Here is a 25,358-nt window from a genome sequence, read left to right on the forward strand (position 1 = left end):
GAGAGCTTTTGCTTTTATGTTCTATATTCTGTGATAGAATTCGCAAAATTTACAACTTGATAGCGCATAGACATGAAATTTCCAGGCCAACGAAAATCTAAGCATTACTTTCCGGTACATGCTCGCGATCCACTTTTAAGTCAAACGAAACAAGAGAAGCGTCTAGCACGTACTCATGTTGTCGGTATTGACCAAACATTGGTAGATATTGAAGCTTATGTGGATGATGAATTCCTGGAACGCTATGAGTTAAGTAAAGGCCATTCTTTGGTTATTACTGATGAAAAAGCAGAAGCGCTATATCAAGAGCTAAAAGAGAACAACCTTGTTACTCACGAGTTTGCTGGTGGCACGATTGGTAATACGCTACACAACTATTCTGTGTTAGCGGATGATAAATCTGTTCTTCTAGGCGTGATGAGTAAAGACATTGAGATCGGTAGTTACGCGTACCGTTACCTTTGTAATACATCAAGCCGCATGGATATGAACTACCTTCAACCTGTTGACGGTCCTATTGGTCGTTGTTTTGCTCTTATTTCAAAAGACGGTGAACGTACCTTCGCTATCAACGAAGGTAAGATGAACCAACTTGAACCTGATAGCATTCCTGAACATGTGTTTGAAAATGCGTCTGCACTTGTGTTAACGGCGTATTTAGTGCGTTGTAAGCCTGGCGATCCTATGCCAGCGGCAACAATGCGCGCCATTGAATATGCGAAAAAATACGATGTACCTGTGGTATTAACATTAGGTACAAAGTTCGTTATTCAAGACGATCCACAATGGTGGCGCGACTTCCTTCGTGATCATGTAACAGTTGTTGCAATGAATGAAGATGAAGGTGAAGCGTTAACTGGTGAGTCTGATCCGCTTGTAGCAGCTGATAAAGCATTAGAATGGGTTGATCTTGTTCTTTGTACTGCAGGCCCTGTAGGTTTATATACCGCAGGTTACACTGATGATAACGCTAAGCGTGAAACAAGTTTACCGTTACTTCCAGGTGATATTGCTGAGTTTAACCGCTATGAATTTAGCCGACCAATGCTTAAAACGGCGTGTGAGAATCCAATTAAGGCGTATTCACATATTGCTCCTTATATGGGCGGTCCTGAGCGTATTAAGAATACTAACGGTGCTGGTGATGGTGCACTTTCAGCATTACTGCATGATATGTCTGCAAACCGCTACCATAAAGAAAACGTGCCGAACTCGAGTAAGCACCAACATTCTTTCCTAACTTATTCATCGTTCTCACAGGTTTGTTTATATTCAAACCGTGTAAGCTACGAAGTCTTGGCTCAGTATTCTCCACGTTTATCTCGTGGTCTGCCAGAGCGTGAAGATAGTTTGGAAGAAGCATACTGGGAACGTTAAGTTTCATATAGATATAAAAAAACCGCCAACACATTTTCGTGCTTGGCGGTTTTTTATTAGCTGCAGTTTAGAGCAAACTTATTTTTTATAAGCTTCGTTATGTACAGCTGCTACTGCACGACCTGATGGGTCTGCTGCGTTCTTAAAGCTCTCATCCCATTCAATCGCTTTTGCACTTGAACAAGCAATCGATGGACCACCCGGTACACATTTTGCCGCACTTTCTAGCGGGAACAACTCTTCAAAGATCTCACGGTATGCGTAACCTTCTTTGGTTGTTGGTGTGTTGTAAGGGAAGCGGTAAGCCGCTGTTTCAAGCTGTTGATCCGTTACTTTTTCTTCAGCCACTTCTTTTAGCGTATCAATCCAGCTGTAACCTACACCATCAGAGAACTGCTCTTTTTGACGCCATGCGATAGATTCTGGTAGGTAGTGCTCAAAACACTCACGTAAGATGTGTTTTTCCATCTTACCGTTACCACACATTTTATCTTCAGGGTTCAGACGCATTGCCACATCGATAAATTCTTTATCTAGGAATGGTACTCGGCCTTCAACACCCCATGCCGCTAACGATTTGTTTGCTCGTGCACAGTCAAACATGTTCAGAGCAAGCAATTTACGTACAGTTTCTTCATGGAACTCTTTCGCGTTCGGTGCTTTATGGAAGTATAAGTAGCCACCAAAGATTTCATCTGCACCTTCACCAGAAAGTACCATCTTGATACCCATTGCCTTGATTTTACGACCCATTAGGAACATTGGGGTAGAAGCACGAATGGTTGTCACATCGTAAGTTTCAATGTGATAAATCACATCACGGATAGCATCTAGACCTTCTTGAATCGTGTAAGTCATTTCATGGTGAACGGTACCAATTTTATCTGCAACTTCACGCGCTGCTTTTAAATCAGGGGCACCTTCAAGACCCACGGCAAAAGAGTGAAGTTGAGGCCACCATGCTTCAGATTGGTCATTATCCTCAATACGCATTGCAGCAAAGCGTTTTGCCACAGCTGATGTAATTGATGAATCTAAACCACCTGATAGTAGTACACCGTAAGGTACATCTGTCATTAACTGACGCTTAATAGCGGCTTCTAATGCTTCAGTTAATTCTTCTTTGCTGGTTGAGTTACCTTGTACGGCTGCGTATTCATTCCAATCACGGGTGTAATACCGTTGTGGCTCGGCATCAGCACTACCGTAGTAACAACCAGGAGGGAATTCACTCACTGTTTTACACACAGGTACCAGCGCTTTCATTTCTGATGCAACATAGTAGTTACCGTTTTCGTCAAAGCCTTGGTACAACGGAATAATACCAATGTGATCACGACCTACAAGGTAAGTATCTTTTTCTTCATCGTACAGTACAAAGGCGAAAATACCGTTAAGCTCTTCAAGTAACTCTTCGCCCATATCTTGGTATAGCGCAAGAATAACTTCACAATCTGAATCTGTTTGGAAATCGTATTTACCTTCATAGCGAGCACGGATTTCTTTGTGGTTGTAGATTTCACCGTTAACCGCAAGAATTAATTTTTTATCTGGGCTATATAGCGGTTGTGCACCACTGTTTAAGCCAACAATCGCTAGACGCTCATGCGCAAGAATGGCATGTTCTGATGCGTAAATACCTGACCAGTCTGGGCCGCGGTGACGAAGCTTTTTCGACATTTCTAATGCGATAGGACGCAATGCTGCTGCGTCGCTTTTAATGTCTAGGATCCCAAATACAGAACACATAGTAATACCACTCCAACGTTATCTTTTTATATCCATAAATCTTAGAAACACAGATGTAACCGAAAGGTTTATATAATGAAAATAAAACTTTTTATTTATGTGCGTTTCTCTTTGATTGTTAAAATTGCGTATTCTGAAGTAAATTGCAATAAAAAATCTTCAATCGATTAAAATAAAACGCCTTAGGTGAATATCATTCAGTAAAAGCGCCTTTAACTGAATTAAATCTAATTTGTTTGGCTTTTTGTTTAAAAAAATAAACAGTAGTTGTTACCACTGTTTATTTTTCGCTGCGAAATAAGGGGGCGTACTTATAGGATTATGATTTGATTGCTGTTATGTCTGGCTTTAAGTGATCACATACATTACGAGCAAAACCACTGCCAGCCTCATTGAAGATGTTGAAGACGGCATCAATACCTTGTTCATACAGTAACTCTTCATCATCATTGTACTGAGCAATTGCTGCTATTTTACCTTGGAAATGACGAGCTTTAATTTGCTCCAAGGCATAAACGTTCGCCTGACTATGAGGCATTGCTAATAAAATAAGAGTTATACGTTCTTTGCTGATAACCCGCGCCCAAAAATCAGGATCAGTCGCATCGCCTTGAATAACATTACGTCCTTCTTTGCGTTGCTTCTCTGCGGATTCCTCTCGGGTTTCAACGCCTATGATTTGCTTGCCGTAACGTGCTTGTAACTCATCATATGCCCCCGTGCCTATTCGACCCATACCAAGAATTAACACTTTTGATTGTCCAAGATCGATCAGTTTGTCATCGGCGTTGAGTTTTTCTGGTTCAAATTCTTTTAGCCATTTTGATGCTTCTGTATAAAGTTTATGGCTCACGCTGTTGAGAGGGGCTGCGAGCAAAAATGAAAAAGAAACGGCAATAGCGATAGCCACTAAAAAAGTACCCGGTAATAGTCCGAGTTTATAAGCCACACCACCGACAATTAAACCAAACTCGCTGTAATTAAATAGTGTTAACGTCGCGAGCATTGAGGTACGGACACGGTAACGACACAAATGGAATATGCCGTAGTACAACATGCCTTTAAGCGGTAATAAGAGTAGTAAAACAAATGCCATCAGTAACCCATTAAGCGTCGGGGTTTCTGACAGGCCAATATTTAAGAAAAAGCAAACAAGTAACAGCTCTTTAAAGTTAAAGAGTGATTTTGCCATTTCAGAAGACTTACTGTGTCCTGCCATTAGCATCCCGATCAATAGCGCACCCAAATCAGGCTTCATACCAACCAGTTTAAATAACCCTGCACCGAGCACTAGCGCAAGAGTAATGGCATAGAGTACCAGTACTTCACCGTGACCTGCTTTGTCTAAGATCTTGTATAGGATAGGGCGAATTAACGGTAGGGCGAAAAGTCCAAGCGCATACACTTCTGGCATTTTTCCACTTGAGATAGTCAAGAATATAACGGCGAAGATATCTTGCATGACCAGAATACCGATAGAGACGGTACCGTACTTTGCATTTAACTCGCCTTTTTCTTGTAACAGCTTAATGGCAAATACTGTACTGGAAAAAGACAGCGCAAACCCGATAAGAATTAATTGGCTTAACGCCATGTCGCTGAACATGGTTAAACCAAGCTGTTTTAATACTAATAAACAGAGGGTAAATAAGGTTGTTGATAAGAGATTATGTAAGGTAGCACCACCCCAAACTTCTTTTTTAAGTAAGGACCTCACATCCAGCTTTAAACCAATGGTAAAAAGAAGCAGTGTTACCCCTAAGTTAGCTAAGGTTTCTAATGTGGGTGTAGAAGTAAAGCCAAAACTGTTAAGACTAAAGCCTGCAACAAGAAAACCCACAAGAGGGGGGAGTTTGCAACGTAGAGCAATAAAACCAATGATAAAAGCGGTAAGTATGTAGATAAATTCCATATCTTGTACAACATCCTTGCAAGATAACAATCTGGAGAAATAGTGTGAAGCTGATGAGATTAGGGGCGTATTAAATCAATACGCCCCTTTGCTCTGAATTTATATGGTGCTGTGATTAGTCTTCTAATAGAAGCTGTAATAATACACCGTTTAACATGGCGCGTTTGATCATTGAAAATGCACCTATGGTCGGCTGGTTATAAAGCTCAGATGCAACAACCGGTAAGTCATGATGAAATCTTGAGAGTGATTGTGTTTCAACACAACGTCGAATCGCTGGAAAAACAATCTCTTGGGCATGAGTAATGTTACCCGCAAGAATGATTTTTTGAGGGTTGAACAAATTGATGGTCATCGCAAGAGCTTTGCCCAATTGATTTCCAACTTTTATCAACGCTTGGGTTGCTAACTCATCACCATCATTTGCCGCATTACAAATCGCAAGCATTGTTATATCTTCAAGCGCTTGTAATGAACTTGGATAGCCTTGGTCGAGCAAATGTTGAACATTTTTAACTATTGCGGGATCGGCTGCGACTGTTTCTAAACAACCAAAATTACCGCATTGGCATTTATCGCCTAAAGGATCGATTTGAATATGGCCGATCTCGCCCACGTTACGGTTAAAGCCCAAGAATACTTGACCATTAACAATAATACCGGCACCTGTACCGTTGTGAACACTGACTAGAATTGAGTCTTTACAATCGCGGCTTGCACCGAAGTAATGTTCAGCTAGCGCTAGGCCTCGAATATCATTACCGACAAAACAAATAACACCGAATTGTTTTTTAATAATGTCAGCTAATGGAAAGTCATCAATTTCAATATGTGGCATATATTCCACAATACCATGCTCAGGGTTCACTAAGCCGGGGAGCGTAATACCAAATGCAACCAATTCTTTCATTACATTTTGGTTATTACTGATGAAATTTTGGATATGCTCAAGTAAACCATCAATTAAGGCTTGTTGGCTGGTATAAGAAAATGGGTGAGCGGTACCTGTTATATGGTTACCACTTAAATCATAAAGGGTTATTTCAATGTAATTTCGACCAATACGCACCGCAATAGAATGAAATGCTGCTGATTCAGTTGTCAGCGATATTGCCCGTCTACCGCCGGTTGATGCTTGTTGCGCGACCTCTTTGATTAGGCCGCGCTCAAGTAGTTGGCGGGTTATTTTAGTAACACTGGCAGGAGCAAGCTGACTAACATCAGCCACCTGAATACGTGAAATAGGGCCCTGCAAGTCAATCAAGCGATAAACAGCTGCACTGTTTAGCTGTTTTACGAGATCAACATTACCAATTTGTCCGCCTGTCATAATTAGCTCTGTTTGTATTCACCATTAACAATTGTCGCCTGAACATGATAATCGCGATCAAACACAGTAAGATTTGCTACCATGCCTTTTCTTATAGCCCCAAGTTTCTTGTCTACACCAATAGCGCGAGCAGGATAAAGTGTGGCCATACGAATCGCTTCGTCCAAGGCGATACCTACATGTTCAACACTATTTTGAATTGCTTCAATCATTGTCAGTGCTGAACCACCAAGTGTGCCTTCTTCAGTTACACACATGCCGTTTCGGTAATATACCTTTGTCCCAGTAAAAAGAAAGCTATCGATGTTTGCACCTGCTGGAGCTGTGGCATCGGTCACTAAAACTAAACGCGTATTCTTCATTTTATGAGCCATGCGGATATTGGCATAGTCAACATGGAAACCGTCAGCAATAACGCCTGTATAGATTTCACTGCTATCGTAAATAGCACCAACTAGACCTGGCGAACGACCTTCTACTGGACTCATCGCATTGAATAAATGCGTAGTAAAACTAATACCGAGATCGAAGCCTTGTCTTGCTTCTTCGTATGTCGCATTACTGTGTCCTGCCGATACGACAATACCTGAATCAATCAGTTTCTGAATATGCTCAGGTGAATTCAGTTCAGGTGCGAGAGTGACTTTAGTAATAACATCAGCATTATCACACAAGAACGCAATCATATCGTCACTCGCTGGACGAATGAAATCCGGGCGGTGAACCCCTTTCTTTACAACATTAATATAAGGGCCTTCTAGGTGTAGGCCTAATGCTTGATTGTGGTATTTTGCTTGATAGTCACGAATAGCTGAAACTGCACGTTTCATGTCTTCGTCGGGGGAGGTGATAAGCGTAGGGAGAAAGCTAGTACAACCTGATTTTAGGTTGGCTTGGTGCATAATATCAATGGCTTCGGCGGTGGTTTCATTGTTGAACATCACCCCTCCACAACCATTTAATTGTAAGTCAATAAAGCCAGGAGAGAGGTTTGCACCATGAAGATCGATAGTGTCGATGCCATCGAGTAAATGATTAATCGGGCAGATTGCATGAATGTTCACGCCGTCAATAATGACGGCGTGGTTATTCAGCACTTCGCTACCGGTAAAAATATTACAGTTGGTAAGCGCGTACATGAATATTCCTTAATAGGATTAAAGGTGGTTAATATTTTCCGCTTCTAGTTCTTGGAAGTACTTAACGGTCTTCACTTTTAGCTCTTGAGTTGATGGCTCATCACAAACAATCATTGATTTAGGATGTAGCTGCAGTGCAGATACTGTCCATAGGTGATTGACACTGCCTTCAACCGCAGCTTGTAGTGCCTGTGCTTTGTTGTGGCCAGTGATAAGGATCATGACTTCTTCAGAATCAAGCAGAGTACCAACACCGATAGTTAGCGAGTACTTAGGTACTTGGTTGATATCGCCATCGAAGAAGCGAGAGTTAGCAATACGCGTTTCGTGCGTTAGTGTTTTGATTCGTGTACGAGATGCTAATGATGATGCTGGCTCATTGAAAGCAATGTGGCCGTCGTTGCCTACACCACCCATGAATAGGTTGATTTTACCGTAAGATTTGATCTTATCTTCGTAACGTTGGCACTCAGCAACGTGATCTTCTGCGTTACCGTCAAGAAGGTTAATGTTCTCTTCTTGGATGTCAACGTGGTTGAAGAAGTTGTTGTACATGAAGTTACGGTATGATTCTGGGTGATCTGCAGGCATGCCTACGTACTCATCCATGTTGAAAGTAACAACATGTTTAAAGCTTACTTCACCAGCTTGGTATAGCTCGATAAGACGTTTGTAAGTTGCAAGTGGTGTACCACCAGTTGGTAGACCCAATACAAATGGACGCTCAGCTGATGGTTCGAATTTATTGATACGATCTGCGATGTAGCGAGCTGACCATAAACCAACATCTTTAGCGTTATTTAGCGGGATTAGTCTCACGTTGATACCTCGTTGAAGAAAGTTAAAACAGGAAAAATCTTAGCGACATAGCGCCTTTGTTTCGAATGATAAAATAAGTTTTATGATCGAGCTAGCAAAATCACTCAGTTCTAACCTCCGTCGGTGATTGAGATCACAAATGATGAGCTTTTAATTTGCGGGGCGAAATTAATTTCTTAAACTGCGAATAACTTAATACGGATAGCTTATAAACAGTTATTTAATTACATCTAAGAAAACCATAGGGGGAACTAAGGGTGAATATTCTTGGATATTTTCAAAAAGTAGGTAAGGCATTAATGGTGCCAGTTGCAGTACTTCCTGCAGCGGCAATCTTAATGGGTATCGGTTACTGGATTGATCCGAACGGCTGGGGTGCAAACTCTGCATTAGCTGCTTTCTTGATCAAGGCTGGTGCGGCAATTATTGATAACATGTCTGTACTGTTTGCAGTGGGTGTTGCATACGGCATGTCTAAAGATAAGGATGGTGCAGCAGCACTTTCTGGTTTTGTAGGTTTCCTTGTGGTAACAACGCTTCTTGCACCGGGTGCAGTCGCGCAAATCCAAGGTATTGACCCAAGCGCAGTTCCAGCTGCATTTGGTAAAATCAATAACCAATTCGTAGGTATCTTAGTCGGTATCGTATCAGCTGAGTTGTACAACCGTTTCTCAAACGTAGAACTACACAAAGCACTAGCGTTCTTTAGTGGTAAGCGTTTAGTACCAATTCTAACATCTGTTGCTGGTATCGTTATTGCAGGTATCTTGATGGTTGTTTGGCCATCAATTTACGGCGGTCTAGTACATTTTGGTGAAAGCATCCAAGGTATGGGTTCTGTAGGTGCGGGTCTATACGCATTCTTCAACCGTCTATTGATTCCTGTAGGTCTTCACCACGCACTAAACTCAGTATTCTGGTTTGACGTAGCAGGTATTAACGATATTCCTAACTTCCTTGGCGGCGCGAAATCAATCGCTGAAGGTACAGCAACTCCAGGTGTCACTGGTATGTACCAAGCTGGTTTCTTCCCTATCATGATGTTTGGTCTACCTGGTGCGGCACTTGCGATGTACCACACTGCGAAAGCGAAGAATAAAGAGCGCGTAGCATCTCTACTACTAGCTGCTGGTTTTGCATCATTCTTCACCGGTGTTACTGAGCCGCTAGAATTTGCATTCATGTTCCTAGCACCAGTACTGTACGTAATTCACGCAGCACTAGCGGGTCTATCTGTATACATCGCAGCATCTATGCAGTGGATTGCAGGTTTCGGTTTCTCTGCAGGTCTAGTTGATATGTTCTTGTCATCACGCAACCCACTAGCTGTTCAGTGGTATATGCTGATTGTTCAAGGTATTGCATTCTTCTTCATCTACTACTTTGTATTCCGCTTCGCGATTGTTAAGTTCAACCTTAAAACGCCTGGCCGTGAAGACGACGAAGAAGAGACTTCATCAGTTGCAGGTTCTGCAGAAACTAGCGAGCTAGCGAAGCAGTACTTAAAAGCACTGGGTGGTCACGGTAACCTAGAGAACATTGATGCTTGTATTACACGTCTACGCCTAACGCTAAAAGACAGCAGTCTTGCTAACGAGAAAACGTTAAAAGCACTAGGTGCGATGGGTGTAGTTAAACTAGGTTCAAATAACCTTCAGGTTATCCTTGGCCCTCTAGCTGAAATTGTTGCTGGCGAAATGAAGAAAATCCCAGCGTCAGAAGATCTATCTTCTGTAAAACTGCCATAATTACCTGAATTCTTCAGTAATTAAGTAATACCGCAAGACCTTTAATAAAACCGGCCTTATTATTTTCAAACATGGAATGATAGGGCCGGCATTTTGAGTACCCAACGTTTGGGCTCGTATTGATTTTCTCTTCACTTTTTTAGAAGAGATATCGGGAGAAAGGAATATATCATGACTATTAAACTTACGGCGTTAGCATCTTTTATTGCATTAGCGGTAACGGGTTGTGCAAGTAAAGGAAACAATGATCAAACTGTAGTAAATAACCTAGCGTCAAACCTAGATCTTAACTACGAAGTCGCTATTCAGCACGGTGCAGAAGAAGGCTTGCCATGTAAAACACTGGGTGCGGAATGGGCATCATGTGATTTGATTAATTTAACGCTGGAAAATAAAGGTCCAGCGGTGACGAATAAAGATTGGAAAATTTACTTCAGCAGTATTCGTCAAATCCTAGAAGTGCAGAATGATCAATTCAAAGTTACTCATGTAACAGGTGATCTACACACACTAGAGCCAACAGATAAGTTCGATGGTTTTGCTGAAGGTGAAAAGGTTGTTATCCCTTACATCGGTGAATATTGGACTTTATTTGAAAATGATTACATGCCTCGTGCATATGTAACAGCAGGTAATGCAGAACCAAAAACAATTGTTAGCACAGATACAGCTAACCCTGCAGATTACTTAACGCCATTAAAAGGCGATCAATTTAAGCGTGTTAAAGCGGATAACAACGTATTAGCGACACCAGAAACACGTTTTGAGAAAAACAGCGATGTAAACTTAGTGGCTTCTGAAGAAGTAGCTGGCACTATTTTACCTACACCGCTAAGTACTAAATTAACTGGCGATACTGTTTCTCTAGCTAACGGTATTAAGATCGACAACCTAACGCTACCTGCTGACATGATGGCTGCAGTAGAGGCTCGTTTAGCACAGCTTGGTGTGAACGCGCAGGGTGAATACCCAGTAAAAGTAACAATTTTACCGGGTTCGTTTAAGAAGGATCAGCAAATTGTTGGTGCTTATAAGCTAGACGTAACTAAGAAGGGCGCCACCGTTACTGGTTTTGATAACCAAGGTGCGTTCTACGGTATGCAGTCTCTGATCTCACTGATGTCTACCGGTGCAGATAACAGCATTCCAACATTAAATGTATTGGACGCACCACGTTTTGATTATCGTGGTGTAATGGTTGATGTGGGTCGTAACTTCCACTCTAAAGAAGCGATCCTACGTACGCTAGATCAAATGGCAGCGTACAAGATGAACAAATTCCACTTCCACCTATCTGATGATGAAGGTTGGCGTATCGAAATTCCGGGTCTTCCAGAATTGACAGAAATCGGTGGTAAGCGTTGTCATGATTTATCAGAAACAAGCTGTCTTCTTCCTCAACTAGGCTCAGGCCCAACATCTGAGAACGATGGTTCAGGTTTCTACAGCAAGCAAGATTACTTAGATATTCTAAAATATGCGAAAGCACGTGGTATCGAAGTGATCCCTGAAATTGATATGCCAGCTCACGCGCGTGCAGCGGTGGTAGCAATGGAAGCGCGTTACAAGCGTCTAGCTGCTGAAGGCAAGATGGATGAAGCGAATGAATATCGCTTGATGGATCCACAAGATACGTCAAACGTAACGACAGTACAGTTCTACGATAAGCGTAGTTTTATTAACCCATGTATGGATTCGTCAGCAAAGTTTGTTGATAAAGTCATTACTGAAATTCAAGCAATGCATAAAGACGCGGGTATGCCGCTAAATACATGGCATTTCGGTGGTGATGAAGCGAAGAACATCAAGTTAAATGCAGGCTTCCAAGATATTAACGCTGCAGAGCAAACAGCTTGGACGGGTTCAATTGATCAATCTAAGCAAGATAAGCCATACCAAAAATCACCAATGTGTCAGAAATTGATCGCAGAAGGTGTGGTAAGTGATTACGATCGTCTACCAAGCTACTTTGCTGAGCGTGTAAGTGCTGTGGTTAATAGCAAGGGTATTGAGAATTTCCAAGCATGGCAAGATGGCTTGAAGTACTCGAAAGATGCGAAAGCATTTGACACAGATAACGTACGTGTGAACTTCTGGGATGTTCTATACTGGGGCGGTGGTGCATCTGCATACGAGTGGGCTAACAAAGGCTATGATGTTGTAGTATCAAACCCAGATTACGTATACATGGATATGCCATATGAAGTAGATCCATCAGAGCGCGGTTACTACTGGGCAACACGTGCAACAGATACACGTAAGATGTTTGGTTTTGCACCTGCAAACTTACCTCAGAACGCAGAAACATCACTCGATCGTGATGGCAATGGCTTTGCAAGTAAAGGTACGGTTGAATCGAAAGGCTTCCACGGTCTGTCTGCTCAGCTTTGGAGTGAAACTGTAGGTAACGATGATCAATACGAGTACATGGTATTCCCTCGCGTACTAGCAGCAGCTGAGCGTGCATGGCACAAAGGTGAGTGGGAAAATGAGTATCAAGCAGGTGTTGAATACTCACAAGACTCAAACCTTGTGGACAAGAAAGCCCTTCACAACGAGTGGGAGCGTTTTGCTAACGTTCTTGGTCAACGTGAACTAGCTAAACTTGATGCGGCAGGTATTCAGTACCGTGTACCAGTACCTGGTGCAAAAATTGAAAATGGTAAACTTGCAATGAACGTAAGTATGCCTGGCTTAGCACTACAATACTCAACGGACGAAGGCAAAACGTGGAACACTTACAATGCGAAAGCACAACCAAGTGTAACGGGTAAAGTTGAAATCCGTGCAGTAAGCGCAGACGGTAAACGTTTCAGCCGTGTAACATCACTATAAGTTACGATGTAAACACGCTTTAACTGTTAAAATATCAGCCGGTGAAGGGAAACCTTCATCGGCTTTTTTTATTAAGTTAGGTAAAAATCATGGCTATCAAATTAATGGTCATGTTTTTAATGCGCCTAATTAGGGCATTAATGTATAGTGGTAGGATACAAACTCCGTTATTACGGGGCTTTTTTATCCATATCGACAAACAATGCATACTATTTGTTGAGTCATGAGCCATATTTATGGATCATATACAGTTCTCAATCCTGTAAGCACACGAGGTGTAATTGATGAGTGAATCTGAAGCTCGTCCAACTAACTTTATCCGCCAAATTATTGATGCGGATTTAGCAAGTGGCAAACATACAAGCGTACATACCCGATTCCCGCCGGAGCCGAATGGTTACCTGCATATCGGCCATGCTAAATCTATTTGTTTGAACTTCGGTATTGCTCAGGACTATCAGGGTCAATGTAATCTTCGTTTTGATGATACTAACCCTGAGAAAGAAGACATCGAATACGTTGAGTCTATTAAGAACGATGTTAACTGGTTGGGCTTTGAGTGGAGCGGTGATATTTGTTATTCATCAAACTACTTCGATAAGCTATACGGGTTCGCAATTGAATTAATTAATAAAGGCTTAGCGTACGTTGATGAGCTAAGTCCAGAGCAGATGCGTGAGTACCGTGGCACATTAACTGAGCCAGGTAAGCATAGCCCATACCGCGATCGTAGCGTTGAAGAAAACTTAGCTCTATTCGACAAAATGAAGAACGGTGAGGTTGAAGAAGGCAAAATGTGTCTTCGTGCGAAGATCGACATGGCATCACCATTTATGGTTATGCGCGATCCAGTGATCTACCGTGTACGTTTTGCGACTCACCATCAAACGGGTGATAAGTGGTGCATTTACCCAATGTACGACTTCACACACTGTATTTCTGATGCGCTAGAGGGCATTACGCACTCTATTTGTACCCTTGAGTTCATGGACAACCGTCGTCTATACGATTGGGTTCTCGAAAACATCACTATCGATTGTACACCGCATCAGTATGAGTTTAGCCGTCTAAACCTTGAATACACTGTGATGTCTAAGCGTAAGCTGAACCAACTTGTGACTGATAAATTGGTTAATGGTTGGGATGATCCACGTATGCCAACTATCTCTGGTCTGCGTCGTCGTGGTTTCACACCTGCATCTATGCGTGAGTTCTGTAAGCGTATCGGTGTGACTAAGCAAGACAACACTATCGAGATCAGCTCACTAGAATCTTGTATTCGTGACGATCTAAACGAAAACGCACCACGTGCAATGGCGGTTCTTGATCCTGTTAAAGTTGTGATTGAAAACTTTGATGGTGAGACAGAAATGCTTACTGTCGCTAATCATCCGAATCAACCTGAAATGGGTTCGCGTGAAGTGCCATTTAGCCGCGAGCTATACATTGAGCGTGAAGATTTCCGCGAAGAAGCGAATAAGAAATACAAGCGTTTAGTATTAGGTAAAGAAGTTCGCTTACGTGGCGCATATGTGATTCAAGCGGATCGCATCGAAAAGGATGCGGAAGGTAATATCACCACAATTTTCTGTTCTTACGATAAAGATACATTAGGTAAGAACCCAGCAGATGGTCGTAAAGTAAAAGGTGTTATTCACTGGGTATCAGCAGAAGCGGGTATTCCAGCAGAAATTCGTTTATACGATCGCCTATTTACAGTACCAAACCCTGGTGCGGCAGATGATTTTGTATCAGTGATCAACCCTGACTCTCTAACAGTAGTTAACGGTTTCGTTGAACCATCATTGGTTGCTGCTGAAGCTGAAAAAGCTTACCAATTTGAGCGTATGGGTTACTTCTGTGCAGATAACAAAGACTCAAGCCCTGAGCATTTAGTCTTCAACCGCACAGTCGGCCTTCGTGATACTTGGGCGAAAATTGGCGACTAATTCAGTCTCTGATTTCAGCTAATAAAAACCGCATCGCTCTTGTGATGCGGTTTTTTATTAATAGCTATCTAAATCGATGATATAACATGGCTATTAATGTCCAGAGTTAATGACTTGCTCTGTAATATTCCCCGCAAGCTCAGCATTGCTTAATTTGAAGAAAATCATTTTGCCTGATTTTTGAATATCTTGGGTGTTGTATTTAAATTGACTAAATATATCTCCCCATTGATAGCGAACGAAAGTCTCACCTGATTGTAAATGCCTATTTACCGAATACTCTGTTGCGTAACCTGTCATTTTACCGTTAATAGGGCGGTTTGGCGCATCATGAGGAATACGAAACATCGTTGACTCGAGCTTTAAAATGCCATTGATGATGCTCGTTGGTTCTTTTAAGTGCTCTGAAAAATAGGTGGCATGAACGAAACGATCTTCAGGATTAGTATTACCGCCAGTGCCTAAATTTGTTTGATTCCATTGTTGAGCTTGTTCGCCCCATCCACGTGCAGAACGTTTAATATTCGCAAGGTGTTGGGCATAATCAGGCTGATTTGTCATGACGGTATATTGTTTTCCATGCCAAATTTGAGGTTTGCCCTCACGCCATTCAATAATAGCGCTATCGCCCGTTGGATCTTGGAAAGATAAATGCAGAGCAATGCGAACAGGAATTCCTTCAATAAATTCTTCGTTAGGGGCAAGTGCGCTGGCTGCTTTTACAACATCATTCACTGTTTTATGTTGCGACAACATATGGCGAAGGTAGGTAATTGCGCCATCGGTTTGTTTATTATTCCCTTTGCCGAGATCCATTCCACCATCATAAAGAATATTACCACTGAGCCCTTGTGAGTTAATACCATCCATTAGAATGCCGTAAGCAGTGATCCCCGTGACAGCAAATTTGGATGTAACAAGGTTCTTATTACTCAGGTGCGTTGTGTATTCTGAACCTTGAGGAAAGTTTGCTAAGTAAGGGTTTGTGGATTCAGACCAATCCATAGTACGAGAAACAAAGACACCATGATCTTCTGTTTGCCAAAGGATACGAGTACAAGCATTTGCGTTAGATATTAGGCTTGAAAGAGATAGGGTGGTGATTAATGCGAGTACTAATGGTTTTACTTTCATCTATAACATCCATATAAAATAGTTGGCATAGATATATAGTAAAAAACACCATTTTGTAATGTGGTTATTTGTAACAATGTTTGAAAGGTGAACTAAGTATCAAATAAAAAAGCCAGTGGAGATACACTGGCTCTTTTAAAGTATTACTTTGGGTCGTGAAGAGTTTCATCTTCGGCGCAATTGCCTTTCATGCAATGACCATATAGATATAGGCTATGATTTGTTAAGCGAACATTGAAGCTTTCTGCAATTTGTTTTTGACGATCTTCGATGATGTCATCTGAAAACTCGATAACTTTACCACAATCTAAACAAACTAGATGATCATGGTGGTGTTGAGTTGATAGTTCGAAAACAGATTTACCACCTTCAAAATGATGTCGTGTGACAATGCCTGCATCATCAAACTGGTTGAGTACGCGATAGACTGTAGCTAGGCCAATTTCTTCGCCAATATCGATAAGTTTTTTGTACAAGTCTTCAGCACTGATGTGTTGGCAATCAGGTTCTTGCAGTACTTCCAAAATTTTAAGGCGTGGAAGAGTAACTTTTAAGCCTGCTTGTTTTAGCGCATGATTATTATCTGACATCAAAATTTCCTATTGGCTATCCGCAAAGGTGTTGCAGTAGTCTTTTTCATTTCTAACTATTATAAGTGACGCAACGATAACAATAAACCTTAAAAGCAGAGGAAACTAGGAGATATGTATAATTTCTAGTGTTTGAATGTATGTAAAATTTATGTAAATATAAACTCATCGTACCAGATGGGGGCTTTCATATTGTTTAACGTTTATAAGCCAAGTGTTGTGAAATGTGCGCTGAATTTATGGCCACCCTTTTGGGGGGCGGGTATTAAGATTATGACGATCAGTGATGATTTTCGATATGTTCGTATAAAATTGAAGCTGCGCTGGTGGAATAAGAATGCAAACCGTACACAGTATGGTGGAAGTATTTTTTCACTTACAGATCCTGTTTATTCTTTGATGTTAATGGGCATACTTGGACGTGAGTATTTTGTCTGGGATAAACAAGCAAATATCAACTTTATTCAACCGGGCGATAGTGATTTAACCGCTGATTTTGTGATTTCTGAACAGTGTATTGAAGAGATAAAGCAAGTAACAAAATCTGGTGATAAGTATTTTCCCTCTTTTACGGTCAATGTATTAAATAGTCGAGGGGAGTTAGTTTCTCAAGTTGAGCGAACCTTATATGTAAGGAAAAAACCAGAATATCGAACGGAATCGAATGCGATATCTTGAGTGAAAATATCGCTAAAAAGATGTATAAAAAAACGCGCTTGATAAGCGCGTTTTTTTGATGATCTCAATGCGATTAATCAGCAAGTTCTGCTAAGCACATTTCATCATAAATTTGCTCAACCCATTGCTTAACACGCTGTGCTGTAAGCTCTGGTTGGCGATCTTCATCAATACATAAACCTACGAAGTGGTTGTCATCAACAAGTGCTTTTGAAGCTTCAAACTCAAAGCCTTCTGTTGAGAAGTTACCCACAACAGTTGCACCGCGACCTTCAACGATGTCACGCACAGTACCCATCGCATCACAGAAATATTCTGCGTAATCTTCTTGGTCACCACAACCGAAGATAGCCACAAGTTTAGTTGAAAAATCAACTTGCTCAAGCTCTGGGAAAAAGTCATCCCAATCACACTGTGGTTCACCGTAGTACCAAGTAGGAATACCAAGTAGCAATAGATCAAAGTTGTCGATATCTTCTTTGCTGCTTTTTGCGATATCTTTTACTTCAACTAGCTTGTCACCAAGTTGTTTTTGAATCATTTTAGCGACAGCTTCGGTATTACCTGTGTCGCTACCAAAGAAGAGTCCAACGCTTGCCATAGTAGAGATTACCCGTATATAAATAGTTAACTGCTGCATCGCAGTTTACAGAAATCAGTAGAAACGGTGCAATGATAATTACTGTTTACTGACGTTTTGTATATTTTTTCGTCTAAACGGTAGCATTACCCGCAAGAACTAAGTGTTTAGGTGTTGATATAATCATCATAAGTTACACAATTAACGCTAATAATTAAATCCCAGTACCTTCCCATCTTAGCTGAATAATGCCTTTGGTTATAAATCCAGCACAGCCAGAAATTAGACTAGCCGAACAACTTTTTGTCTAAAAGGAGGGACATTACCTTGTTTTAAGACATCTTTTATTGCCATACCGAGAAAGAAAAAATAGTGGTAAAAACAAGATCCAGCCCAATAGATTTAATTAAGTCTATGTATCCATAAAGCATAACAAATCCTTTTGATATATACCCAAGTAACCTCAAAATACTTGGTATTTAAAGTCATTCAGGTATATCCATTTGATGAGACTATAGCATAGTTAAAAAAGTATTTAACATTGTGGTTATGCAATATCTCGTTGTTAATGAGCATGCTAACAACGAGATAAGCATGTTATTTATTTATCAAGGAAGTTTGTGATGATACGGGTCACCGTTTCAGGTTTTTCGGCATGGAGCCAATGTCCAGTATTTGCCACCATATGTGCTTTGGCGTGAGGGAATTGGCGCATAATTTCATCGCGATATTTAGGCTCAATATAGTCAGACTCTTGACCTTTAATAAATAATGTTTTGCCTTTGAATGGCTCTACAGCAGGCTGCCAGCCCATAATGGTGCTGTAGTTGGCAATAATCCCATCAACATTAAATCGCCATTGGTAATGTTCACCCTGTTTGGCGAGAGATTTAAGTAAAAATTGTCTAACACTGGCGTCTTCAACATATTGAGCAAGAAACTGTTCGGCCTCACTACGCTTGGTAATGGTATGTTTATTCACTTCTTGTAAACCATTAAACACATTTTGATGCCGATGTGTTTGATAGCTAACCGGAGCCATATCCAATACAACCAAATGTTCTAAGTGATTTGGTGCTAATGCAGCCAATGCCATGGCTACTTTTCCACCCATTGAATGACCAATTACCGAAAATTGATCAATATCTAAGTGGTTGATCACATTCAGCACATCTTGTGCCATATCCTGATAGGTAAAATGATCACTGTGTGGGGACAATCCATGGTTACGAAGATCAACGCTAATTACTTTATAGTTATTTTTCAAATATCTGGCTAAAAGCCCTAGATTAGCAGCACTGCCGAATAAGCCATGGATCAAAATGATCGTTTTTCCATCGCCTTCAACTTGATAATGAAGATTCACTGACTATTTTCTCTAATTAGTTGTGGTATTTACCGTAGAGTATAACCTCGGATCAAGCTATAATCGTAGCCAGATTTTTTAACGGAACGATAATGAATAATACGATGAAGACTATTGAAGTAGACGAAGAACTATATCGTTATATTGCTAGCCAAACTCAACATATTGGTGAAAGTGCTTCTGATATTTTGCGTCGCTTGCTTATGGTGCCTGAAGAGCAACTACAACAGCAGCCTGCTGTGGTAATGCCTGTTCGTCCGAAAGGGATCGTTGTTAGTAAAGATGCTGGCAATGTACCAACGATGGATCGTGTTAAAGAAATGCGAACAGTATTGATCTCTGATGAATTTGCCGCACAAGAAAAAGCAATTGGTCGTTTTATGATGATCTTGTCTTCTTTGTATAGCATTGATGCAGAAGGCTTTGCTGAAGCTGCTGCAATTAAAGGTCGTACCCGCGTTTACTTTGCTCATGATGAAGAAACGTTACTAGCAAGTGGTAAAACGACGAAACCTAAGTCGATTCCATCAACACCATTCTGGGTGATTACAAATACAAATACTGAGCGTAAGCGTCAAATGATTGACCAGCTGATGACTAAGATGGGATTTGGTTCAGACATTATTGATAAGGTATGTGGCGAAATCTAATTGTCAGATATTGAGGTCAAATAACAAGGATAAAACTATGGCTATTCATCCTCGTGCTGGGCAACGAGCTCAGCAAGAAGATATGCATAACATTCCAGCACTTATCGCTAATTATTTTCTTATAGAGCCAAGTGCTCAAGATGTATCGCAGCAAGTAGAGTTTGGTACTTCAGGTCATCGAGGAACAGCAGATAAAGGCACATTTAATCAGCATCATATTTGGGCCATTGCACAAGCCATTGCTGAAGTGCGTGCTGAAAATGGAGTGATGGGGCCACTTTTTTTAGGAAAAGATACCCATGCATTATCAGAGCCTGCTTTTACTTCAACATTAGAAGTACTTGTTGCTAATAATGTTCAAGTTGTTATTCAACAAGGTAAGGGATATACCCCGACACCTGGCATTTCTCACTCTATCCTTTGTTACAACAAAGCACATGATGATAAAGCTGATGGTATTGTTATCACGCCATCGCATAATCCACCTCAAGATGGCGGTATTAAATATAATCCTGTCCATGGTGGACCCGCTGAAAGTGAATTAACAACAGCTATTGAACGCCGTGCTAATGAAATCATTGCAAACGGTTTGGTAGATGTTAAGCGTGTATCTATTGTCGACGCTTTAGCTTCACAACTTGTTGTTGAGCAAGATTTAGTTGCACCGTATGTCGCAGATCTTGTAAATGTTATAAATATGGACGCGATTCAAAAATCAGAGCTGAAGTTGGGTGTAGATCCTCTTGGTGGTTCTGGTATTGAATACTGGCGTCAAATTGCCGCATATTATGCGCTAGATCTAACACTTGTTAATGAATCTATTGACCCATCATTTCGTTTTATGTCATTAGATAAAGATGGCGTAGTGCGTATGGACTGTTCATCACCATATGCAATGGCTGGGTTACTGGCGTACAAAGATAATTACGATCTAGCGTTTGGTAACGATCCTGATTACGACCGTCATGGCATCGTAACACCTGCAGGTTTAATGAATCCTAACCATTATCTTGCCGTATGTATTGATTACTTATTCCGTCATCGTAACGATTGGGCTAAGCAAGTTGCAGTGGGTAAAACACTAGTATCTAGTGCGTTGATTGATCGTGTTGTTGCAGCATTAGGCCGTGAACTTGTTGAAGTTCCAGTCGGTTTTAAATGGTTTGTTGATTGCTTATTTAGCGGTAAGTTAGGTTTTGGCGGTGAAGAAAGTGCGGGCGCATCTTTCTTACGTAAAGACGGCACGCCTTGGTCAACAGATAAAGACGGTATTTTACTGTGTTTGTTAGCTGCAGAGATCACTGCTGTAACCGGTAAAACACCGCAAGAATATTACGAAGAGTTAGCAGATAAGTTTGGACGTTCAGAATATTCTCGTTTGCAAGCTGTCGCGAATAAAGAGCAGAAAGCGGTATTAAGTAAGCTTTCTCCCGAAATGGTTTCAGCTGAAACACTAGCTGGTGAACCAATCACCGCACGTCTAACTCATGCGCCAGGTAATGGTGCTGCGATTGGTGGTTTAAAAGTGACGACTGAAAATGGTTGGTTTGCTGCTCGTCCATCGGGTACAGAAGATATTTACAAAATCTATTGTGAAAGCTTTAAGGGCAAAGAACATCTAGCGCTTATTGAGCAAGAAGCACAGGAAATTGTCAGTAAAGTCTTTGCCGACGCAGGTTTATAACCTGTTATATGGATAAAGAAAACGCCCACAATGGGCGTTTTTTTATATATGAAGCTTATGTTCTCAATTCACTATTATGCTTTGGCCAGTGATTCGGAACGATAAACCATACTCTATCTTTTTTATCAACAGCCTGTGTTGGTACGGTAATTTGATTTAGGTCGAGATATTTATCAAGTTCAGCGAAAGCAGGTGGCGCGATCCACTGCTTTTTCGTCAATACTTTCAAAACTAGATGTGCAGCATCAGACTGATAACACCATAATCCTGTGTTAGCCTTTGGGTTGATAATAATAGTTGAGCCTTGCTGTGGTTCAGGCCAAGCGTGAAATAATCGCCCCTGCATGATGAGTCGACGTTTGGTTGGCTGTTCATCAAAGGTAGTTTTAAATGCATCATGCTCACTCAGTCTGAGTTGATGTTCAATCATTCGATTGGTTTTCTTATCGAGATTGTCTTTAGCATTTGGTCCTGGCCAGCTATTGTTATAGGCGAGATAAAATTTGATGGCGACTTCCCAATGTTCAATTTCATCAGTCCGTAAGTTTTTAACCAGAAAATCAATAGAGCCAACAGTCTGTTTATGCCAATGAAGTTGGACTTCTTCTTCCATCAATTCGTAATGAGGGTGAGAAATAATTAATTGCTGCCATAGCCATTGATAGTAAAACCCTAAGCGGCGATTTCCAGTATAGGGCGCTATGCAGGGAAGTTGTGCGTCGCGATTAAATACCTCAAACCAAGTGTCGTCACAGACATAGTCGTATGATGAGATTAAATTTGGCATATTGAGTGCAGCGAGATAATCCTTCGTTAATTGTTTATCTATTTCTTTTTGTAACATTCTTACATAACTCGCTTGTATATAGGCTTATGACACAATATTGACGAAAAGTTACACGAAAATCTGTAGTAATATTTCATAAACTCGATTAAAGTGGTGACAGATTTAGTCATAAAGAGATTCTGTTATGTACACTCAGTATTCAAAGTTCAATATTACTTTTCGTCGCGTTTTTGTTGTACTAGCAGGATTGCTTTCATTACCTGTTTTACTTTTATTACCTGTCAATAAACGTACGCGTATGGGTAGTTTCTTACATCGCTACTGGGTGCAAACTAGCGCTCAGCCTGTATGGCTTAAAAAAATTGAGCAAGGCTTAAAATAATTTCCATGTAATATGAAAAGCTGCCATTGGCAGCTTTTTTTATACCATTTATTTACTGTTAATACAGAGAAAACTCTTAATATAAAGATAGCTTTAGTAAACTAATATCGTAGTATTAAAAAAGATTTTAGTTATAAGATTAAGGACAACATTAGATGAATAATTTTGCTTTAGAAACCGTACTTAATGAGTTTCTTTCTCCTCACTTGATCAAAGATTATTGTCCTAATGGGTTACAAGTTGAAGGCAAACCCGACGTTAAAAAAATTATTACTGGCGTAACGGCTTGTCAGGCTCTGATTGATAGAGCTATTGAAGAGAAAGCCGATGCAATTGTTGTCCACCATGGCTTTTTTTGGAAAGGTGAGCCTGCTGAAATTCGTGGTATGAAATATCGACGTATTAAAGCGTTGATTGAAAATGGGATTAATTTATATGCTTATCATTTGCCATTAGATGTACATACGCAAGTTGGCAATAATGTACAGTTAGCCCAACGTTTAGATTTAGACATCACTGGTGGTTTAGAGTTAGGCAATCCTCGTTCAGTTGCGATTTATGGTGAGTTAGATCAAGCGATCTGTGGTGAGGATTTTGCGGCAAGAATTGCGATGGCACTTCAACGCGAACCATTACATATCGCACCGAGTTCATCTCATTTAATAAAAAAAGTGGGGTGGTGTACTGGTGGCGGGCAAGATTATATTGAATTAGCCGTTCAGCAAGGCTGTGACGCCTTTATTTCGGGTGAAGTATCTGAAAGAACCACGCATATTGCACGCGAATTAGGTATTCATTATTTTGCTGCGGGTCATCACGCCACAGAGCGTTATGGTGTAAAAGCATTAGGTGAATGGTTAGCACAAGAATATAACTTTGATGTGGCGTTTATCGACATCGATAACCCAGTATAGGCTAGCTAGTCTTTTGATAGATGAAATAAAAAAGGTTGAGTATTTAAACTCAACCTTTTTATTTATCGTCACTTTCAAGAAAATTTATTCGCGCTCATGAAGAGGCTTAAATTCTCTAAATGATTCACCAGTATAAAGCTGACGAGGTCGACCAATACGATTTGTTGGATCACTGTGCATTTCGTTCCAGTGAGCAATCCAACCAATGGTACGAGACATCGCAAAGATCACCGTAAACATTGATACTGGAATACCAATCGCTTTTAAAATAATACCAGAGTAGAAATCTACGTTAGGGTATAATTTCTTACTGACAAAGTACTCATCAGAAAGCGCAATACGCTCAAGTTCCATTGCAACATCTAGTAATGGATCTTCAATCTTCAGCTCTTCAAGCACTTCATGACAAGCTTCACGCATCACGGTTGCACGAGGGTCGTAGTTTTTGTAAACACGGTGACCAAAGCCCATTAGGCGGAATGGGTCATCTTTATCTTTTGCACGCTCAATGAACTCAGGAATGTTTTCTACAGTTCCGATTTCTTCAAGCATCTTAAGACAAGCTTCATTAGCACCACCATGCGCAGGCCCCCAAAGAGATGCAATACCTGCCGCAATACAAGCAAATGGGTTAGCACCAGAAGAGCCCGCAAGACGAACCGTTGACGTTGAAGCATTCTGCTCGTGATCTGCGTGTAGGGTAAAGATCTTATCCATAGCACGCGCAACGACAGGGCTTACTTCATATTCTTCACAAGGTGTTGCAAACATCATGTGAAGGAAATTTTCCGCGTAATCAAGATCATTACGAGGATAAATAAATGGTTGTCCGATGGTGTACTTATGACACATTGCCGCTAATGTCGGCATCTTAGATAACAATCTAAATGCTGCAATCTCACGGTGTGTATCGTTGTTAATATCAAGAGAGTCATGATAAAACGCAGATAAAGCACCAACAACACCACACATTATAGCCATTGGGTGTGCATCACGACGGAAGCCATGGAAAAAGCTCGCGATTTGTTCATGCACCATGGTATGGCGTGTAACTGTTGTTCTAAACTGCTCGTATTCAGCTCGGGTAGGGACCTCACCGTATAACAAGACAAAACAAACTTCTAAATAGTCTGCGTTATTGGCTAATTGATCAATCGGGAAACCTCTGTGAAGCAAGATTCCTTCTTCGCCATCAATGTATGTAATTTGAGATTCACACGAGGCTGTTGCTAGAAAACCTGGGTCAAATGTAAAAAAGCCGTTTGCACCAAGTTTACGCACATCAATTACATCTTGGCCCTCAGAGCCCCCGATAATCGGCAGTTCGATAGGTGCTTTCCCTTCAACATGAAGAGTAGCTTTCTTATCTGCCATAACAATCTCCTTTGCTATTTTTATAATCCTAATCCGATGCGGATGTGCATTTGTTGTACCGTCAGGCGCAACTTTTGTCAATTATTGTGCTTCTTTGTGTGCGCTTGTTAATAACTTTAAATCAAAAAGTATTAATTTATGAGAATCGTGTTTGACATCATGTAACTGGAATTGTTTTTGAATGTTACGGGGCGTATAGTGAGGCAAGGTCTCTGGTTATACTACCCGCCAGGATTTTACAAACATGTGTCATTTATTTTTAAGAGTTAGGTAATGACGTTTACAACGTCTGCTCAACATAATAATAACCTAATATTGAATTTTTGTTGCACTTGTTTGTTGGCTTGTACGTATATCTCAG

General features: G+C 40.9%; 20 protein-coding genes and 1 pseudogene. 9 read left to right on the plus strand and 12 right to left on the minus strand.

Annotated elements, in window-relative coordinates; all coding sequences use genetic code 11:
- Positions 1–72: 72 nt before the first annotated feature.
- Positions 73–1,377: an inosine/guanosine kinase gene (locus tag C9J38_RS01445; RefSeq protein ID WP_107205559.1), complete on the plus strand. Its 1,305-nt coding sequence runs from the start codon at positions 73–75 to the stop codon at positions 1,375–1,377.
- Between the two features lie 78 nt (positions 1,378–1,455).
- On the opposite strand, the gene asnB is transcribed toward C9J38_RS01445, so the two are convergent.
- The 5 genes from asnB to nagB form a co-directional block, all read right to left on the minus strand.
- Positions 1,456–3,126, minus strand: coding sequence for an asparagine synthase B (gene asnB / locus C9J38_RS01450; protein ID WP_107205560.1), 1,671 nt, complete (start codon positions 3,124–3,126; stop codon positions 1,456–1,458).
- Positions 3,127–3,445: 319 nt separating this feature from the next.
- Positions 3,446–5,038 carry a cation:proton antiporter family protein gene (locus C9J38_RS01455; RefSeq protein ID WP_107205561.1) on the minus strand — a complete coding sequence of 531 codons (1,593 nt, stop codon included), beginning with the start codon at positions 5,036–5,038 and terminating at the stop codon, positions 3,446–3,448.
- Between the two features lie 115 nt (positions 5,039–5,153).
- The gene (locus C9J38_RS01460) at positions 5,154–6,368 is read right to left on the minus strand and encodes an ROK family protein (RefSeq protein ID WP_107205562.1); all 1,215 of its coding nucleotides are present in this window, start codon (positions 6,366–6,368) and stop codon (positions 5,154–5,156) included.
- Between the two features lie 2 nt (positions 6,369–6,370).
- Positions 6,371–7,507, minus strand: coding sequence for an N-acetylglucosamine-6-phosphate deacetylase (gene nagA / locus C9J38_RS01465; protein ID WP_107205563.1), 1,137 nt, complete (start codon positions 7,505–7,507; stop codon positions 6,371–6,373).
- An 18-nt stretch (positions 7,508–7,525) separates the two neighbouring features.
- Entirely contained in the window at positions 7,526–8,326 is an 801-nt protein-coding gene (nagB, locus tag C9J38_RS01470) for a glucosamine-6-phosphate deaminase (protein ID WP_107205564.1), read from the minus strand.
- A gap of 257 nt (positions 8,327–8,583) precedes the next feature.
- On the opposite strand from nagB, the gene nagE reads away from it, so the two are divergent.
- From nagE to glnS, 3 genes are all read left to right on the plus strand, one after another.
- Positions 8,584–10,074, plus strand: a complete 1,491-nt coding sequence (gene nagE, locus C9J38_RS01475; RefSeq protein ID WP_107205565.1) for an N-acetylglucosamine-specific PTS transporter subunit IIBC — start codon at positions 8,584–8,586, stop codon at positions 10,072–10,074.
- A gap of 171 nt (positions 10,075–10,245) precedes the next feature.
- Complete coding sequence (locus C9J38_RS01480; RefSeq protein ID WP_107205566.1) at positions 10,246–12,909, plus strand: beta-N-acetylhexosaminidase; 2,664 nt, start codon at positions 10,246–10,248, stop codon at positions 12,907–12,909.
- A 284-nt stretch (positions 12,910–13,193) separates the two neighbouring features.
- The gene (gene glnS, locus C9J38_RS01485; RefSeq protein ID WP_107205567.1) at positions 13,194–14,858 is read left to right on the plus strand and encodes a glutamine--tRNA ligase; all 1,665 of its coding nucleotides are present in this window, start codon (positions 13,194–13,196) and stop codon (positions 14,856–14,858) included.
- Between the two features lie 93 nt (positions 14,859–14,951).
- On the opposite strand, the gene C9J38_RS01490 is transcribed toward glnS, so the two are convergent.
- Both C9J38_RS01490 and fur read right to left on the minus strand, forming a co-directional pair.
- Positions 14,952–15,992, minus strand: a complete 1,041-nt coding sequence (locus C9J38_RS01490; RefSeq protein ID WP_107205568.1) for a linear amide C-N hydrolase — start codon at positions 15,990–15,992, stop codon at positions 14,952–14,954.
- 143 nt (positions 15,993–16,135) lie between these two features.
- Complete coding sequence (fur, locus tag C9J38_RS01495) at positions 16,136–16,582, minus strand: ferric iron uptake transcriptional regulator (RefSeq protein WP_107205569.1); 447 nt, start codon at positions 16,580–16,582, stop codon at positions 16,136–16,138.
- Positions 16,583–16,774: 192 nt separating this feature from the next.
- On the opposite strand from fur, the gene C9J38_RS01500 reads away from it, so the two are divergent.
- Positions 16,775–17,260: a DUF4442 domain-containing protein gene (locus C9J38_RS01500; RefSeq protein WP_107205570.1), complete on the plus strand. Its 486-nt coding sequence runs from the start codon at positions 16,775–16,777 to the stop codon at positions 17,258–17,260.
- A 73-nt stretch (positions 17,261–17,333) separates the two neighbouring features.
- On the opposite strand, the gene fldA is transcribed toward C9J38_RS01500, so the two are convergent.
- The 3 genes and pseudogenes from fldA to C9J38_RS01515 all read right to left on the minus strand — a co-directional run bounded on the left by fldA (position 17,334) and on the right by C9J38_RS01515 (position 19,206).
- Positions 17,334–17,861: a flavodoxin FldA gene (gene fldA / locus C9J38_RS01505; protein WP_107205571.1), complete on the minus strand. Its 528-nt coding sequence runs from the start codon at positions 17,859–17,861 to the stop codon at positions 17,334–17,336.
- A gap of 193 nt (positions 17,862–18,054) precedes the next feature.
- Positions 18,055–18,271: pseudogene (locus C9J38_RS21860) on the minus strand (DUF2788 domain-containing protein).
- A gap of 170 nt (positions 18,272–18,441) precedes the next feature.
- A complete protein-coding gene (locus C9J38_RS01515; RefSeq protein WP_107205572.1) occupies positions 18,442–19,206 on the minus strand; it encodes an alpha/beta fold hydrolase in 765 nt (254 codons plus the stop codon).
- A gap of 104 nt (positions 19,207–19,310) precedes the next feature.
- Between C9J38_RS01515 and seqA the strand changes: the two genes are divergently transcribed.
- Positions 19,311–19,856: a replication initiation negative regulator SeqA gene (gene seqA / locus C9J38_RS01520; protein WP_005370523.1), complete on the plus strand. Its 546-nt coding sequence runs from the start codon at positions 19,311–19,313 to the stop codon at positions 19,854–19,856.
- A 37-nt stretch (positions 19,857–19,893) separates the two neighbouring features.
- The gene (gene pgm / locus C9J38_RS01525; RefSeq protein WP_107205573.1) at positions 19,894–21,540 is read left to right on the plus strand and encodes a phosphoglucomutase (alpha-D-glucose-1,6-bisphosphate-dependent); all 1,647 of its coding nucleotides are present in this window, start codon (positions 19,894–19,896) and stop codon (positions 21,538–21,540) included.
- Positions 21,541–21,595: 55 nt separating this feature from the next.
- Here pgm and C9J38_RS01530 read toward each other — a convergent pair whose 3' ends face one another.
- Positions 21,596–22,384, minus strand: a complete 789-nt coding sequence (locus C9J38_RS01530) for a DUF1853 family protein (RefSeq protein ID WP_107205574.1) — start codon at positions 22,382–22,384, stop codon at positions 21,596–21,598.
- Positions 22,385–22,511: 127 nt separating this feature from the next.
- On the opposite strand from C9J38_RS01530, the gene C9J38_RS01535 reads away from it, so the two are divergent.
- Together C9J38_RS01535 and C9J38_RS01540 are read left to right on the plus strand one after the other, a co-directional pair.
- Positions 22,512–22,709 carry a DUF2517 family protein gene (locus C9J38_RS01535; protein WP_107205575.1) on the plus strand — a complete coding sequence of 66 codons (198 nt, stop codon included), beginning with the start codon at positions 22,512–22,514 and terminating at the stop codon, positions 22,707–22,709.
- A gap of 155 nt (positions 22,710–22,864) precedes the next feature.
- The gene (locus tag C9J38_RS01540; RefSeq protein WP_107205576.1) at positions 22,865–23,623 is read left to right on the plus strand and encodes a Nif3-like dinuclear metal center hexameric protein; all 759 of its coding nucleotides are present in this window, start codon (positions 22,865–22,867) and stop codon (positions 23,621–23,623) included.
- 84 nt (positions 23,624–23,707) lie between these two features.
- Here C9J38_RS01540 and C9J38_RS01545 read toward each other — a convergent pair whose 3' ends face one another.
- Positions 23,708–24,997, minus strand: coding sequence for a citrate synthase (locus C9J38_RS01545; RefSeq protein WP_107205577.1), 1,290 nt, complete (start codon positions 24,995–24,997; stop codon positions 23,708–23,710).
- Between the last annotated feature and the right edge of the window lie 361 nt (positions 24,998–25,358).

The organism is Photobacterium sp. GB-210, assembly GCF_003026075.1.
Taxonomy (GTDB): Bacteria; Pseudomonadota; Gammaproteobacteria; order Enterobacterales; family Vibrionaceae; genus Photobacterium.